Here is a 15,266-nt window from a genome sequence, read left to right on the forward strand (position 1 = left end):
TCAGGCCGTCGCCGGCTCAGTGGCGCGGTCGCTCGCGAGGAACGACGCGTAGCCCGACTCCTCGACGTCGCGGCAGTGCTGCTGGTAGACCTGGCCGCCGCCCATGTAGACCTGGAACTCCTCGGGCTTGCCCGGCACGTTCTCGCCGAGGAACCACGCCTTGGCCTTCTTGCCCTCGGTGTACATGACCGTCATACGTCCCGTGCGTTCGGTCTCCTGTCGCCACCACTCCTCCGACTCGGGCGTCGCCTCGAAGCGTTCGACGCCGTTCTCCTCGGCCCACTTGAGCGCCCGCTGCAGCCACTGCGCGCCGAGCTGGATCGGCACGATGAGGTTCGAGTACGGCGTCTGCGGCCCGAGCGACATGAAGAAGTTCGGGAAGCCGTGGGCGTTGATGCCGAGGTTCGAGCGCAGGCCCTCCTCGTTCCACTTGTCGCGCAGCGTGATGCCGCCGCGGCCCGTGATGTCGATGTTCGTGAGCGTGCCCGTCATGGCGTCGAAGCCCGTCGCGAAGATGATGACGTCGAGCTCGTACTCGGTGTCGCCGACGCGGATGCCGGTCGGGGTGATCTCCTCGATCGCATCCTCGCTCGTGTCGATGAGGTGCACGTGCTCGAGGTTGAAGGTGTTGTAGTACCCGTGGCCCGTCGGCACGCGCTTGCCGTTGAACGAGTAGGTGCGGGGCGAGAGCAGTTCGGCGGTCGCCGGATCCTTCACGATCTCGCGGATCTTCGAGCGGATGAACTCGGAGGCCAGCTCGCTCGCCTCGTGGTTCGTCGCGAGGTCGGTGAAGCACTCGTTCGCGAAGTGGAAGCCGCCCTCGTTCCACTTGCTCTCGAAGATGCGCTGACGTTCCTCGGGCGACACCTCGAGGGCACTGTGCTCGGCGGGCTCCATGGCGACGCCGAAGGGGTGGTTCGCGGCCTTCTCGTAGACGGCGTCGTAGTTCTCGCGCAGCCACGCCATCTCTTCGTCGGAGACCTTGTCGTTGTTCGTCTCGACGACGAAGTTCGGGGTGCGCTGGAAGACGAAGAACTCGCCCACCTCGGGCGCGATGGTCGGCACGAGCTGGATGCCGGACGCGCCGAGACCGATGAGGCCGACGCGCTTGCCCGTGAGGTCGACGCCCGAACGCGGCCAGTGCGCCGTGTGGTACTTCTCGCCCTGGAACGTGTCGATACCGGGCACGTCGGGGTAGATCGCCTGCGAGAGCACGCCCATGCCGCTGATGAGGTACTTCGTCGTGAGCGACGAGCCGTCGGCGAAGTTCACCGTCCAGCGGTTCGCGTCCTCGTCGTAGACGGCCGAGTCGACGCGCGCGTTGAGACGGATGTCGCGGCGGAGGTCGAGCCGGTCGGCCACGAAGTTCAGGTAGGCGAGCACTTCATCGCCGGCGGGGTAGCGCTGGGTCCAGGTCCACTCCTCGCGCACCTCCTTCGAGAACGAGAACGAGTAGTAGCTGTACTCGCTGTCGGTGCGGACGCCCGGGTAGCGGTTCACCCACCAGGTGCCGCCGAGTCCGTCTTCGCCGTCGACGACGAGGGTGTTGAGGCCGATCTCGCGGAGGTGGTGCAGGATCGCGAGGCCCGAGAAGCCGGCGCCGATGACGATGGCGTCGTAGTCGCGTGTGGTGTCGGTGGTCATGAGTGGTCCTTTCAGGCAGACGCAGAAGTGGTGGAGGTTCGGCCCGCGCGGTACCAGGCGGCGATCGTGTCGATCGCGTCGTCGGCGGCGGGAAGGATGCCCGCTTGCAGCGGGAAGACGTGCTGGTGGCCGTGCGCGACGTCGAACGTGACGTCGACCCCGGCGGAGCGGGCGCGTTCGTCGAGGCGCACGGCGTCGGCGTAGAGCGACTCGGCGTCGGAGGCCGTGATGTAGAGGCGCGGGAACCCCGAGAAGTCGGCGTAGAGCGGGTTCGCGAGCGGGTCGGTCGCACTCGCACCGCCCGAGAGGTAACGGTCGATGTTGCCCTGCAGTCCCTCGCGCGCGATGAGGAAGTCGGTCGCGTCGTTCGTCTCGATCGTCTCGCCCGAGTTCTCCATGTCGACCCACGGCGAGATCGTGATGACCTGCGCCGCGTGGTCCTCCCCGCGGTCGATCTGACGGAGCGTCGTCGCGATCGCGATGCTCGCCCCGGCCGAGTCGCCGACGGGCGTGATGTCGCGGGGGGCGATACCGCTCGCGACGAGCGCGGCGAAGACGGATGACGCGTCGTCGAGCTGCGCGGGGAACGGGTGCTCCGGGGCGAGACGGAAGTCGGCGACGAACGCATCGGCGCCGCACGCCTTCGCGAGGTGACCGGCCATCTTGCGGTGGCTCGCCGACGAGCCGAGGGCGAAGCCGCCGCCGTGCAGCACGAGCAGCACCTGCGTCGGGTCGGCGTCGAGCGGATGCACGAGGATGCCGGGCACGCCGCCGATCTCGGTCGATCGGTACGTCACTCCCTCGGGCTCGGCCGTCGCCCGCTGCCAGTCCTCGAAGACCCAGCGCATGAGCGGGAGGGACATCTCGGGGTGGGCGGCGAACTCGACGGTCCACTCAGCGTAGATCTGGCCGAGGGGGTCGGTCGGTCCATGGTGTGACATGCGTGCTCCTCTTCATCGTGGACGGCATGGGCGCTTCCGTCTCAGGATCGCTCCGCGGGGGAGCCGTGCGGAGGGGCTGTCGCACAATGACACACCGCTGTCTCAGGGTGAGCCGATCGCCCGGCTGGGCGAGCCGAAGACTGTGAGGAACACCTGGCTCGGACTCGGTGCACGCCTCCACGAGAGCGACGGTGCCGATCCTCCTCGATGAAGAGAAAGCAGGACATTCACATGCTCACCACCCGGAAGACGTTCGGGGCCGTGCTGGCCACCGCCGCGCTCTTCGCCCTCACAGCCTGTTCGACGGGGTCGCTCTCGAGCGATGCCCCGGCCGCGGAGTCCGGCTCGGAGGCGAGCGGCGACATCACGGTCGGAACGGTCGGCGTCCAGGCCGACATCCAAGACATCTCCGCGTTCTGCGGCGACGAGGACATCACGGTCGCTCTCGCCGACGGCTTCGGCGGCAACTCGTGGCGCAAGATCACCCGCGCCCTCTTCGAGGCCGAGGCCGCGAAGTGCCCGAACATCACGAAGGTGCTCTACACCGACGCGCAGGGCGACACCCAGAAGGCCATCTCCGACATCAACTCGCTCGTCGCCCAGGGCGTCGACGTCATCGTGACGTTCGTCGACGGCGGCGAGGCGCTGCTGCCGACGATCCAGAAGGCGACCGAGGCCGGCGTCTCGGTCGTGCCGTTCGTCGGTTCGCCCGGCGGCGAGCCCGGCGTCGACTACGTCGACTTCGTCTCGGAGGACATCGCGACCTACGGCAAGAACCTCGCCGAGTGGACGATCGAGACGATGGGCGGAGAGGGCAACCTCGTCATGCTCGGCGGCATCGCGGGCAACTCGTACTCGCAGGCCGTCTACGACGGCGTCATGTCGGCCGTCGAGGCGAACCCGGGCATCACGCTCCTCAACGAGGACGGCCCGGTCGCGACCGACTGGGAGCCCGGCAAGACGCAGCAGGTCGTCGCGGGTCTCATCACGAAGTACGGAGACATCGACGGCATCGTCGCCGACTACGGCGGAGGTTCCGTCGGCGGCATCCGAGCCTTCGAAGCGGCGGGCAAGCCCCTGCCGGTCTGGTCGGCCAACGACTCGAACGAGTTCGCGTGCCTCTGGTACGAGTACAAGGACGCCCAGCCGACGTACCAGATCGCGACCGAGTCGTCGCGCAACTGGGTCGTCGTGGCCGCCCTGCACAAGGGCCTCGCCGCGACGAACGGCCTGCCGAACGACGAGCCGTCGACGTACAACCTCGAGATCATCGAGGACTCGACCGACCCCGACAAGATGCCCACGTGCGAGCCCGACCTGCCCGCCGACGCCATCCTGTCGTCCGGCCTGACGGTCGACCAGCTCACCGAACTGTTCAAGTGATCCACCGGTGCCGGGCCCGATCGGCCCGGCACCGCCTCTCATCAACGCCCCACAGAAGCGGAGTACCGAAACCATGAATCGACTCGACGGAAAAGTCGCCATCGTCACCGGCGCCGGGCGCGGCATCGGCCGTGCCATCGCGGAGACCTTCGCCCGTGAGGGCGCCGTCACGATCGCGACCGGCCGTGCCGCCGAGGACGCCTCGTTCGGCGACATCGACTACCGCACCCTCGACGTCGCGAAGGAGGCCGACTGGAAGCGCGTCGTCGCCGAGGTCGTCGACCAGTACGGCCACATCGACGTGCTCGTCAACAACGCCGGCATCATCGCGTACGAGACCCTCCACGAGCTCACCGTCGAGGACTGGAACACGGTCGTCGCGACGAACCAGACCGGCACGTGGCTCGGCATGCGCGAGGTCATCCCGCACATGATCGCCCAGGGCGGCGGCTCGATCATCAACATCTCGTCGATCTGGGGTTCGGTCGCCGTCGCCGGTGCGCACGCCTACCACGCGACGAAGGGCGCCGTGCGGAACATGTCGAAGAGCGCCGCCATCACCTACGCGAAGGAGAACGTGCGCGTGAACTCGGTGCACCCGGGCTTCATCGTCACGCCGCTCACCGACGCGCAGGCGCCCGAGATCAACGAGTTCGTCGTCTCGCAGACCCCCATGGGTCGCGCGGGCCAGCCGAGCGAGATCGCCAACGGCATCCTCTTCCTCGCCTCCGACGAGGCGAGCTTCGTCACCGGTTCCGAGCTCGTCATCGACGGCGGATACCTCGCCCAGTAACGGGCACCTCTCACCCCCAGGAGTCACCGTGACCGACATCCCCCGCACGACGACCGAGCTCGACCGCGAGCCCGAGGCGCCGAGCACCCCCGCGGGCGAGCGCCTGCGCCTCGACGGAATCGACAAGTGGTTCCCCGGGGTGCGCGCGCTCGCCGAGGTCACCCTCGACGTGCGCGCCGGTGAGGTGCACGCGCTCGTCGGCGAGAACGGCGCCGGCAAGTCGACGCTCATGGCGGTCGCCTCGGGCGCCCTCGCCGCCGACGCGGGCACGGTGTCGATCGACGGTCACGTGCTCTCGGGGGCCGATCCCGACGAGGCGCGCGAGCACGGGCTCGGCATCGTCCGTCAGGACCCGGCGCTCCTGCCCGATCTGACCGTGGCCGAGAACATGGCCGTCGGCGTGGGCTATCGCCGCGTCGGCGGTCTCGGCCGGGCGGTCGCGTGGGCGCAGGCGAGGCTCGACCCGTGGGAGATGGGCATCGACGCCCGCACGCGGGTCTCCGAGCTCTCGGTCGAGCAGCGCTTCATCGTCGAGATCGCGAAGGCCCTCGCGCTCGAACCGACCGTGCTCATCCTCGACGAGCCGACCGAGCACCTGAGCCTCGAGGAGGTGCAGCGGCTCTTCCGCACGGTGCGCGCCCTCGCGGCCGCGGGCACGGCGATCGTCTACATCTCGCACCGCATCCCCGAGGTCAAGCAGATCGCCGATCGCATCACCGTCCTCCGCGACGGCCGGGTGCGCGGTACGTTCGCAGCGGATGACGTCGACGAGGCTCAGATCATCGAGCGCGTCATCGGCCGCACGCTCGACGCCGTCTTCCCCGACAAGCCGGGCACCGCGACGGGCGACGACCGTCTCGTCGTGCGCGGGCTCGACGGCGACGCGTTCCACGACATCGACCTCACGGTGCGCGCGGGCGAGATCGTCGGCCTCGCGGGCGTGCAGGGCAACGGGCAGGCGGCGCTCATCCGGGCGCTCGCGGGCCTCGAGTCGGTCTCGGGCGACATCACGGTCGCGGGTCGACGCGTGCGGTCGGGCTCGGCCGCCGCGGCCGCGGCCGGCATCGTCTACGTGCCGGCCGACCGTCACGGCGAGGGCATCTTCCCGCCGCTGAGCGTCGCCGAGAATATCTCATCGGCGACGCTGCCCGCCGTGTCGACGGCGGGTCTCGTGAGCGAGCGCCGCGTGCTCGCCCGTGCCGCCGAGCAGATCCGCGCGCTCCGCATCAAGACGCCGAGCGCGCACACCCCGATCGCCTCGCTCTCGGGCGGCAACCAGCAGAAGGCCGTGCTCGCCCGCACGCTCCTCGCCGAACCGCGCGTGCTGCTCGCCGAGGAGCCCACGCAGGGCGTCGACGCGGGAGCGCGCGTCGACATCTACCGGATCCTCCGGGATGCGGCGGATGCCGGTGCGGCCGTCGTCATCCTCTCGTCCGACGGCGTCGAGCTCGAGGGCCTCTGCGATCGCGTGCTCATCATGTCGCGCGGCGAGGTCGTGCAGGAGCTCGAGGGCGACGAGATCTCGGAGGCGGCGATCACCCGCGCGGCGCTCACCGCGACGACGGTGCGGGCGCGCGAGAGCGAGCACTCGGAGCGGGGCCTGAGGTTCCGCCGGTGGCTGCGCGGCGATCAGTCGCCCGCCGTCGTGCTCGGCGCGGTCTTCCTCGCCCTCGGCATGCTCGTGTCGGTCGCGAACCCCGCCTACCTGTCGGCCTTCAACATCAACAATCTGCTCTTCATGGTCGCCCCGCTGCTCTTCGTCGGCGCCGCCCAGCAAGTCGTCGTCATGGGCTCGGGCTTCGATCTCTCGGTCGGGCCGCTCATGGGCCTTCTCGTCGTGCTCGCGTCGTACTGGATCGTCGACGGCGGCAACCTCTACGTCGGCCTCGGGCTCATGCTCGCGGGCGCCGTCGGGGTGGGGGTCGTGAACGGCTTCCTCGTCACGCGCTTCGCGATCAATCCCGTCGTCGTGACGCTCGCGATGTACATGGCGCTGCAGGGCATCTACCTGAGCCTCCGCTCGACGCCCGGCGGCGTCATCTTCGGCGGCGTCGCCGACCTCGTGCAGGCGCGCGTCGGCATCGTGCCCGTCGCGACCATCGCGGCGCTCGTCGTCGTGATCGGCCTCGAGGTCGCCCTCCGCCGCACGCGCTGGGGCATCGAGCTGCGCGGCGTCGGCTCGCGCGCCGATGCTGCTGCCCGACTCGGCATCCGCGTCGGCCGGGTGCGTTTCTTCTCGTACGTGTCGTGCTCGCTGCTCGTGCTGCCCGCGGGCGTCATCATGATGGCCCAGATCGGCATCGGCGACGGTCGCCCGTCGCTCTCGTACACGCTCGCTTCGGTCACCGTCGTCGTGCTCGCGGGTGCGAGCATCTTCGGCGGCCGTGGCTCCTTCATCGGAGTGCTCGCTGCGGCGTTCCTCGTGCAGCAGGTGCTCAACGTCTCGCCGTTCCTCGGCCTCTCGCAGGCGTGGTCGTACTGGCTCCCCGGGCTCATCACGCTCGCGGCGGCCGTGCTCTACGCGCTCCTCCGCAGCACCGGCCGTCGTCGCCGTGCCGCATCCCGTCCCGCCGCCATCGCAGGGAGCCCCGCATGACCCTCACGCAGGAGACCGTCTCCGCCCCACCGGCACCGACCCCGCCGAACGCCGCCGTCGAGTTCTGGCGCCGGTCGCTCTCGGGCAGCTGGGTCGGCATCACCGTCGCCACGCTCGCGCTCTTCGCGGTGAGCCCGATCATCGCGCCGGGCAGCCTCGACGCGGCACCGCTCCTCTCGATGCTGCCGTTCGCCGCCGTGCTCGCGATCGTCGCCGCGGGGCAGACCCTCGTCGTGCAGCAGCGCGGCCTCGACCTCTCGGTGCCCGGCATGATCGCCCTCGCGGCGGTGCTCGTCACGGCCCTGCCGCAGTCGTACGGCTGGCCGCTGTGGGCCGCGGTCATCGCGGGCATCGTGGCGCCGGGCGCCGTGGGTCTCGTCAACGGCCTGCTCGTCGCCCGCCTCGGCGTCATGCCGCTCGTCGCGACGCTCGGAATGAACGCCGTGCTCCTCGGCACGGTGTTCTTCATCGCCGACGGCACTCCGTCCGGCGCCGCCGATGCGCTCAACCGCTTCGCGTTGGCGCGCACCATCGGCATCCCGAACACCCTGCTCATCGCGATCGTCGTGGTCGTCATCGCGGGCATCGTGACGCAGCGCTCGATCGTCGGTCGCCGCCTCACGGGGGTCGGCGTGAGCGAGCGGGCCGCCGCGGCCATCGGCGTGCGAGTGACGCAGTACAAGGTCTTCGCCTACGGCTTCGCGGGCCTCTGCTACGGCGCGGGCGGCGTGCTGCTCGCGGGCTACACGAAGACGCCGCCGCTCTTCCTCGGCGACTCGTACCTCCTGCCGACCGTCGCCGCCGTCGTGCTCGGCGGCACGGCGCTCACGGGCGGTCTCGCCTCCGTCGTCTCGACGGGCATCGCCGCGCTCTTCCTCACCCAGCTCGGGCAGCTGTTGCGCTCCGTCGGCTGGCAGGACGCCCTGCAGCTCATCGCCCAATCGGTCGTGCTCATCGGGGTCGTGCTGCTGCGCGAGTTCATCCCCGTGATCGCCCGCCGCCGCGCCGCGCGTCGAGCGGCGAGGGAGGCGGATCAGGCGGTGAGCCGATAGGCCTTCATCTTGCGGTAGACCGTCGCGCGCGAGAGGCCGAGGATCTCGGCGGCCTTCGAGCGGTTTCCGTGGGCCTCCTGCAGGGCGCGCTGAATGGCTTCGAGCTCGGCGCGTTCGATCATCGAGAGCATGCGCGTGCCGCGGAGGGCGGCGGGCAGGTCGCCCGGGTGCACGGCGCCGCGCTTGCCCGAGATGACGAGCTGCTCGATGACGCCGCGCAGCTCGGTGACGTTGCCGGGCCAGCGGTAGGTGCGCACGATCTCGGACGCCTCGGGGGTGAGCTCGAGCGCCGCGCCCGGAGCGAGCGTCTCGGCGAAGGTCTGCCAGAGCAGGGGGATGTCGGCCGAACGCTCACGCAGCGGCGGTACCCACAGGGTCGGCATGCCGATACGGCCGCCGAGGGCTTCGGCGTCGGCCGCCGACGTCGTCGACATCGTGAGGAGCACGGCGCCGCGGCCGGGCGTCGACTCGACGAGCGAGCGCACACCCGCGAGGGTCGGCGTGTCGAGCGTCTCGATGCCGCGGATGACGACGGGGGCCGAGGCGGCGATGCGTTCGGCGAGGCGCTGCAGCCACTTCCGGCTTCCCGAGATGTGGCGCTCCGCGGCATCCGTCACGAGGGCCGTGCGCACGGTGCTGCCGGGCCGGAAGGGCAGGCCGAGGGCGAGCGAGGTCTTGCCGGTGCCGGCCTCGCCGGCGATGACGAGCGGATGACGCAGCTCGCGGTGACGCGAGATCTGGTGCGCCGCGGCGAGCCACGTCGACGCGCGGCCGGCGAGCTGAGGCCGTGCGGGCCCGATGCTCGTCGTCGTCGTGCGGCGCTCGCGGTCGAGCGCGACGACGGCTCCCGCGCCGTGCCGGAGCGGCGTGATCGTCGCCTCGACGGTGCCGTTCGCGAGCTCGATCGAGAGGCGGCCGTCGCCGACCTGCTCGACGCACACCTGGCGCAGCAGGGCGAGGTCGGTCGGCGTCAGGCGGCTCGCGCGCTGGCTCTGCATGACGAGACCCTGCGGGCCGAACGCGACGACGGGGCCGGTGTGCGACTGCGACGCCTCGAGGAAGGCGCCGAGCATGATGCGCGACGAGGGCCGTTCGACGTCGAGCACCTGCTGCTCGAGCTGCATCGCGACCGAGTGGGTGAGGGGGCGGAGCAGCCCGCTCCGCTCCGAGAGGTCGCTCGAGATCGTGACGACGGCGAGGAGCTTGCCGGTGAGCGGGTGCCGCACGGGCGATCCGGTGCAGACGGCGCCGCGGTAGAAGTCGGCGAAGTGCTCGGCGCCCGAGATCTGCACGCTCTCACCCGTCGCGGCCACCGTGCCGACGCCGTTCGTGCCGACGAGGTTCTCGGCGAGCACGGCTCCGCGCACGGTGCCGAGGCGATCGAGGTGGGCGAGGGCCGCGCGGTCGTGCGACCAGCGCTGCAGGATGCGCCCCTGCGCGTCGGCGAGCAGGAGGCCGAGGCCCGTGCCGTCGAGGTCGTCGGAGACGCGCGTGAGCGGTGCGTGGAACATGTCGAGGAGGTGGTGGTCGAGCACGGCCTCGTCGACGTGCGACACGTCGCGGACGTTCTCGGGCACGCCGATCGCATCGTGCGAGCGGCGCCAGGAGTCGAGGAGGTCGGGTCGCACGTTCGCGTGCGACGCCGCGGCGAGGAAGTCGGCTTTGACATCTTCGATACGCGCAGCGGGGAGGGATGAACCCACGGTGTGCTCCTTGCGTCGAACGGTCGGCGAGGTCGACGGCGCAGGCGTCTCTTCGTCGAGCGCGGGGAGGTGTTCGGGTCGATCCGCGAACGGATCGGTGTGTGCAGAATACCGTATTACGGTCGAGGTTGGTACTGCGATGCGCGAGCGTTATGCGCTCGCGTCGGCCGCCAGTCGGCGTTCGTACTCGACGATCGCGAGCTCGCCCGCGAGGCCGATGTGGTGTTCGCACGCGGCGCGCGCGGCCACCGGGTCGCGCTCCTCGGCGGCCGCCGCGACGATGACCCTGAGCTCCCGCATCGACGACGCCACGCGCTCGTCGTCGAGGAAGGCGTAGCGGCGGAAGATGCCGATGCGCGTGTGGATGCCGCGCAGGCTCGAGGCCAGCACGTCGTTGCCCGATCCGGCGAGGAGGAGGGCGTAGAAACGCTCCTTGGCGGCCTCGCGCGATTCGACCGTTCCGCGCAGGTAGCTCTCCTCCATCTCGATCATGTGGGCCCGCAACGACACGGCTTGCGCGTCGGTCGCGTTGAGGGCGAAGAGCTCGCCGAGGAGGCCTTCGAGCACGCGGCGCACCTCGTAGAGCGCGGCGATGTCGTGCCGCGAGAGCACCGTCACGATGGGCCCGCGGTTCGGGATGACGGTGATGAGGCTCTCGCTCTCGAGCTGCCGCAGGGTCTCGCGGACGACCGTGCGGGAGACCCCGTACGACTCGCACAGCGCCGACTCCGTCAGGCGCTCGCCGGGGGCCAGACGACCCTCGAGGATGTCCTCCCGGAGCAGTCGGAGCACCTGCTGTCGCAGCGGCGCCGCATGGCGTTCGATCTTCGTGTCCATCATGCTCCTGTCGGCACTGTCTCACTTCGATACAACCGGCCGAGCGAGGGCCAGGTGGTCGTACCGTAATACCAGATTATCCGATCGAGCCCACGAAGCGGTGGGCGGAAGGACAGCCCCGATGACGATGCTCGCGAGTTCCCCGGTGACGGCCGATCTACGAGGGCACCGTGTGCCCCTCGACCTCTACATCGACGGCGCCTGGCGTTCGGGCTCGATGGACTTCGGCGTCGTGAACCCGGCCACCGGCGCCGAGATCGCTCGCGTCGTCGACGGGGGAGCCTCCGACGCGCTCGATGCGCTCGACGCCGCCGACCGCGCGCAGGCCGCGTGGCGCGACGTCGCGCCCCGCGCTCGCGCCCGCCTCTTCGCCCGGGCGCACGCCCTGCTGCTCGAACGCGGCGAGGCGATCGCCGCGATCATGACCCTCGAGAGCGGCAAGCCGCTCGCCGAGGCGCGCGCCGAGTTCGCCCTCTCGGCCGACTTCTTCCTCTGGTACACGGAACAGATCGCGCACCTCCACGGCACCTACGCGAGTGGCTCGAACGGCGGCTACCGCATCGTCACGACGCACCAGCCCGTCGGCCCGAGCCTCCTCATCACGCCGTGGAACTTCCCACTGCTCATGATCGCCCGGAAGGCCGGAGCGGCGCTCGCCGCGGGCTGCACCGTCGTCGTGAAGTCGGCGAAGGAGACCCCGCTCACGTGCGCCCTCTTCGTCGAGACGCTCCACGATGCGGGCTTCCCGCCGGGTGTCGTCAACCTCGTGCACACGACGACGTCGGCCGACGTGTCATCCGCCGTCATGGCCGACTCGCGTCTGCGGAAGGTGAGCTTCACTGGCTCGACGGGGGTCGGAACGACCCTCCTCGGCCAGGCCGCGCCGGGCATCGTCAACGCGTCGATGGAGCTCGGCGGCGACGGCCCGTTCGTCGTGCTCGCCGACGCCGACGTCGAACTCGCCGCCCAGCAGGCCGTCGTCTGCAAGTTCCGGAACGCCGGTCAGGCGTGCGTCGCGGCGAACCGCATCATCGTGCACGAGTCGATCGCCGACGAGTTCACCGAGCGCTTCCTCGCCCTCACGCGCGAACTCACGGTCGGTGACGGGTTCACCGACGGCGTCGACGTCGGCCCGCTCATCTCCGAACGGCAGCGCGACACCGTCGCCCGGCTCGTCGCCGAGTTCACCGACGCGGGCGCCGAGCTGCTCGCCGGCGGCGGCAAGGTCGCGGGCGACGGGTTCTTCTTCGAGCCCACCGTCTTCCGCGTCGACACCGAGATCGGCGACCTCTGCAACCGCGAACTCTTCGCCCCCATCGCGACGATCTACCGCGTCGGGTCGACGGCCGAGGCGCTCGCCTTCGCGAACGACACGACCTACGGTCTCGCCGCGTACGTCTTCACGCGCGATCTCTCGCGGGCGATCGCCGTCGCCGAGCGACTCGAGTTCGGCATGGTCGGCATCAACCGCGGCATCATGGCCGACCCGGCCGCGGCCTTCGGTGGCATCAAGTCGTCGGGCCTCGGGCGCGAGGGCGGTCACGACGGCATCTCGGAGTTCCTCGAACCGCGATACCTCGCGATCACCGTCGACGAGAGCGCGGGGCTCGCCTCGTGAGCGCCGTCGCCCGCACGCTTCCGGCACCCGTGCGCACCGAGAACGACCTCGGGCTCGGCCTCCTCCGCCAGCCCGGCACGGTGCTCTTCGGCCCGGGCCAGCGCCGACAGGTCGCGGCGATCGTCGCCGGGCTCGGTCCCCGCACCCTCGTCGTGACCGACGCACGGATGTCGGAGAGCGAGCCGTTCCGCGAGATCGTCGACGGCATCGAGGCGGCAGGAGTCGCCGTCGAGGTGTACGCCGAGACCGAGCCCGACCTGCCGCGCGAGAACATCGTCGACGTCGTGTCGCGCTTCGGCGGCGCTCAGCTCGACTCGATCGTCGGCATCGGGGGAGGCTCGTGCCTCGACCTCGCCAAGGTCGTCGCCGTCGTGCTCGCCCACGACACCGACGTGCGCGACTTCTACGGGCAGTTCCTCGTGCCCGGGCCGGGCGTCCCCGTCGTCACGGTTCCGACGACGGGCGGCACGGGCGCCGAGGTCACGTGCATCTCGGTCGTCTACGACAGCGAGCGCGGCATGAAGGTCGGCGTCGCAAGCCCGCACCTGCAGGCGACGGCCGCCGTCATCGACCCCGAGCTCACGCTCACGTGCCCGCCCGGTCTCACCGCGGCGACGGGTGCCGACGCCTTCTCGCACCTCATCGAGTCGTTCACCGATCGCGCCAAGAACCCGTCATCCGCCGAGATCGCCGGCACGCTCTATGTCGGCAAGAACGTGCTCACCGACGTCTACTGCCGCACCGGCATCCAGTTGCTCGGCACCTCGCTCGAGCGCATCGCCCTGCGCCCCGACGATCTCGAGGCGCGCTCCGACACGATGTTCGCGGCGTATTGCGCGGGCATGTCGATCAACACGGCGGGAACGGCGGGGGTGCACGCGATCCAGTCGCCGATCGGTGCTCTCACGCACACACCGCACGGCTTCGGCGTGAGCGCCCTGCTGCCCGCCGTCATGCGCTTCAACCTGCCCGCTCGTGTGCCCGAGTTCGCCGAGATCGGGCGACTGCTCGGGGCGGCCGACCCGACCCGCCCCGAGATCGAGCAGGCCCACGCCGGCATCCTCCGCATCGAGGAGATCCTCGCGGCGCTCGGTGCCCCGCTCGACCTCAAGACCCTCGGGCTCTCGCCGAGCGACTTCGAGTTCGTCGCCGACCAGGCGCTGCTCGCGGTGCGGTTGACGGCGAACAACCCGCGCGAGCTGACGCGGGAGGCGATCCTCGAGATCCTCGAGCGCGGTTACGCCGACGACCGGTCGTGGTGGTCGGAGTGACGGATGCCGCGGGCGATGCTCGCCCGGTGGCGATCGTCGGCGCCGGGTCGATCGGTGTCGCCTTCGCGGTGCTGTTCGCGCGGGCCGGCCGTGCCGTTCGCCTGATCGACCCCGTCGACGGCGCGCTCGACCGGGCCGCGGTCGACGTCGCCGAACGTCTCGCTCTCCTCGACGAGCACGGGCTCCTCGCCGAGAGCATCGCCGTCGTAACCGCTCGAATCGGTTTCACGGCCGACCTGGCCGCAGGCGTCGCGGGAGCCGTGCTCGTGCAGGAGTGCGCCCCCGAACGCCTCGACCTGAAGCGCGACCTCGTCGCCCGGATCGGCGAGGCGGCCGACGCCGACGCCGTCATCGCGAGTTCGAGCTCGGCGATCGTGCCGAGTGCGATCGCCGCCGAGCTTCCTTCGTCGATCGCCGATCGCGTGATCGTCGGTCACCCGGGCAACCCGCCGTACCTGCTGCCCGTCATCGAGGTCGTGCCGACGCCCGCCACGCGTGCCGAAGCCGTCGATCTCGCCGTCGACGTCTACCGGTCGGCGGGCCTTCGCACCGTGCTCGTGCGGCGCGAGGTCGAGGGCTTCGTCTTCAACCGGCTGCAGGGCGCACTGCTGCGCGAGGCGTACTGCCTCGTGCGCGACGGCGTGGCGTCGGCGGATGACGTCGACGAGGTCGTCCGCAGCGGGCTCGGTCTGCGCTGGAGCTTCATGGGCCCGTTCGAGACCGTCGACCTCAACACGCGCGGGGGCATCGCGGCGCACGCCGAACGCATGGGCCCCGCCTACGAACGCATGGGAGCCGAGCGCGGGCAGCGCGACTCGTGGACGCCCGACCTCGTGGCCCGTGTGGTGGCCGAGCGACGCGACATCCTGCCCCTCGACGAGTGGAACGAGCGCGTGCGCTGGCGCGACGAACAACTACTCAGGCTGCAGGCCCTCCGCCACGAGACGGCCGCCCCGGCCGGAAAGGAAGCGACATGACCGACTACTTCGAGCGCGACGATGCGCGCTACACGAAGGTCTACAAGAAGCACACGCCCGACATCCTCGCGGCGTTCGGAGCGTTCGACGACGCCGTGTTCGCGCCCGAGGGGCGGGAGATCCCGCTCAAGTACCGCGAACTCATGGCGCTCGCCGTGGGCCTCACGACGCAGTGCGCGTACTGCATCGACTTCCACACCGAGGCGTGCGTGAAGGCGGGAGCGAGCGACGCCGAGATCGCCGAGGCGGCCTGGGTCGCGACGGCGATCCGCGCGGGCGGCGGCTACGCCCACGGCCGCCTCGCCTTCAAGCTCACCGAGCAGCACCGCCACTGACCTCCCCTCCTACTCTTCGCCCCTTTCCCGTCTCGGCGTCCCTCTTCCGTCTCGGCGTCACGAATGTGCTGTTCAGGACGCCTGAACAGCACATTCGTGACGCCGAGACCCGGGGT

The 15,266-nt window shown here is 70.6% G+C and carries 12 protein-coding genes; 8 read left to right on the forward strand and 4 right to left on the reverse strand.

Annotated elements, in window-relative coordinates; genetic code table 11:
• Complete coding sequence (locus BJ972_RS13230) at positions 1-1,644, reverse strand: flavin-containing monooxygenase (protein WP_129172012.1); 1,644 nt, start codon at positions 1,642-1,644, stop codon at positions 1-3.
• 11 nt (positions 1,645-1,655) lie between these two features.
• Positions 1,656-2,585: an alpha/beta hydrolase gene (locus tag BJ972_RS13235; RefSeq protein WP_129172011.1), complete on the reverse strand. Its 930-nt coding sequence runs from the start codon at positions 2,583-2,585 to the stop codon at positions 1,656-1,658.
• A gap of 231 nt (positions 2,586-2,816) precedes the next feature.
• Here BJ972_RS13235 and BJ972_RS13240 point away from each other — a divergent pair, with 231 nt between their 5' ends.
• The 4 genes from BJ972_RS13240 to BJ972_RS13255 all read left to right on the forward strand — a co-directional run bounded on the left by BJ972_RS13240 (position 2,817) and on the right by BJ972_RS13255 (position 8,409).
• Positions 2,817-3,968: an ABC transporter substrate-binding protein gene (locus tag BJ972_RS13240; RefSeq protein ID WP_164989833.1), complete on the forward strand. Its 1,152-nt coding sequence runs from the start codon at positions 2,817-2,819 to the stop codon at positions 3,966-3,968.
• A gap of 73 nt (positions 3,969-4,041) precedes the next feature.
• Entirely contained in the window at positions 4,042-4,761 is a 720-nt protein-coding gene (locus BJ972_RS13245; RefSeq protein ID WP_129172009.1) for an SDR family NAD(P)-dependent oxidoreductase, read from the forward strand.
• Positions 4,762-4,789: 28 nt separating this feature from the next.
• Complete coding sequence (locus tag BJ972_RS13250) at positions 4,790-7,357, forward strand: ATP-binding cassette domain-containing protein (RefSeq protein WP_206736451.1); 2,568 nt, start codon at positions 4,790-4,792, stop codon at positions 7,355-7,357.
• Positions 7,354-8,409 carry an ABC transporter permease gene (locus tag BJ972_RS13255; RefSeq protein ID WP_129172008.1) on the forward strand — a complete coding sequence of 352 codons (1,056 nt, stop codon included), beginning with the start codon at positions 7,354-7,356 and terminating at the stop codon, positions 8,407-8,409. The genes BJ972_RS13250 and BJ972_RS13255 overlap by 4 nt, the downstream gene beginning before the upstream one ends.
• Here BJ972_RS13255 and BJ972_RS17590 read toward each other — a convergent pair.
• Both BJ972_RS17590 and BJ972_RS13265 read right to left on the reverse strand, forming a co-directional pair.
• The gene (locus BJ972_RS17590) at positions 8,391-10,112 is read right to left on the reverse strand and encodes a sigma-54-dependent Fis family transcriptional regulator (RefSeq protein WP_129172007.1); all 1,722 of its coding nucleotides are present in this window, start codon (positions 10,110-10,112) and stop codon (positions 8,391-8,393) included. The two genes, BJ972_RS13255 and BJ972_RS17590, sit on opposite strands and share 19 nt — an antisense overlap.
• Before the next feature lie 150 nt (positions 10,113-10,262).
• Entirely contained in the window at positions 10,263-10,952 is a 690-nt protein-coding gene (locus BJ972_RS13265; RefSeq protein ID WP_129172006.1) for a GntR family transcriptional regulator, read from the reverse strand.
• 169 nt (positions 10,953-11,121) lie between these two features.
• Between BJ972_RS13265 and BJ972_RS13270 the strand changes: the two genes are divergently transcribed.
• From BJ972_RS13270 to BJ972_RS13285, 4 genes are read left to right on the forward strand one after another with little or no spacing between them, the layout of a single operon-like run.
• On the forward strand, positions 11,122-12,567 hold the full coding sequence (locus BJ972_RS13270; RefSeq protein WP_241830662.1) for an NAD-dependent succinate-semialdehyde dehydrogenase: 1,446 nt from the start codon (positions 11,122-11,124) through the stop codon (positions 12,565-12,567).
• Complete coding sequence (locus BJ972_RS13275; protein ID WP_129172004.1) at positions 12,564-13,838, forward strand: iron-containing alcohol dehydrogenase; 1,275 nt, start codon at positions 12,564-12,566, stop codon at positions 13,836-13,838. Before BJ972_RS13270 ends, BJ972_RS13275 begins: the two co-directional genes overlap by 4 nt.
• Entirely contained in the window at positions 13,823-14,815 is a 993-nt protein-coding gene (locus tag BJ972_RS13280; protein WP_206736449.1) for a 3-hydroxyacyl-CoA dehydrogenase, read from the forward strand. Before BJ972_RS13275 ends, BJ972_RS13280 begins: the two co-directional genes overlap by 16 nt.
• The gene (locus tag BJ972_RS13285; RefSeq protein ID WP_129172003.1) at positions 14,812-15,150 is read left to right on the forward strand and encodes a carboxymuconolactone decarboxylase family protein; all 339 of its coding nucleotides are present in this window, start codon (positions 14,812-14,814) and stop codon (positions 15,148-15,150) included. Before BJ972_RS13280 ends, BJ972_RS13285 begins: the two co-directional genes overlap by 4 nt.
• Positions 15,151-15,266 lie beyond the last annotated feature (116 nt).

Origin of the sequence: Agromyces atrinae, assembly GCF_013407835.1 — a bacterium.
Lineage (GTDB): Bacteria > Actinomycetota > Actinomycetes > Actinomycetales > Microbacteriaceae > Agromyces > Agromyces atrinae.

Excerpts from the sequence above, each read along its gene's own strand:
- BJ972_RS13245 (WP_129172009.1), top strand. The coding sequence starts at position 4,042 with ATGAATCGACTCGACGGAAAAGTCGCCATCGTCACCGGCGCCGGGCGC.
- BJ972_RS13235 (WP_129172011.1), bottom strand. The coding sequence starts at position 2,585 with ATGTCACACCATGGACCGACCGACCCCCTCGGCCAGATCTACGCTGAG.
- BJ972_RS13265 (WP_129172006.1), bottom strand. The coding sequence starts at position 10,952 with ATGATGGACACGAAGATCGAACGCCATGCGGCGCCGCTGCGACAGCAG.
- BJ972_RS13255 (WP_129172008.1), top strand. The coding sequence starts at position 7,354 with ATGACCCTCACGCAGGAGACCGTCTCCGCCCCACCGGCACCGACCCCG.
- BJ972_RS13240 (WP_164989833.1), top strand. The coding sequence starts at position 2,817 with ATGCTCACCACCCGGAAGACGTTCGGGGCCGTGCTGGCCACCGCCGCG.
- BJ972_RS13230 (WP_129172012.1), bottom strand. The coding sequence starts at position 1,644 with ATGACCACCGACACCACACGCGACTACGACGCCATCGTCATCGGCGCC.
- BJ972_RS13285 (WP_129172003.1), top strand. The coding sequence starts at position 14,812 with ATGACCGACTACTTCGAGCGCGACGATGCGCGCTACACGAAGGTCTAC.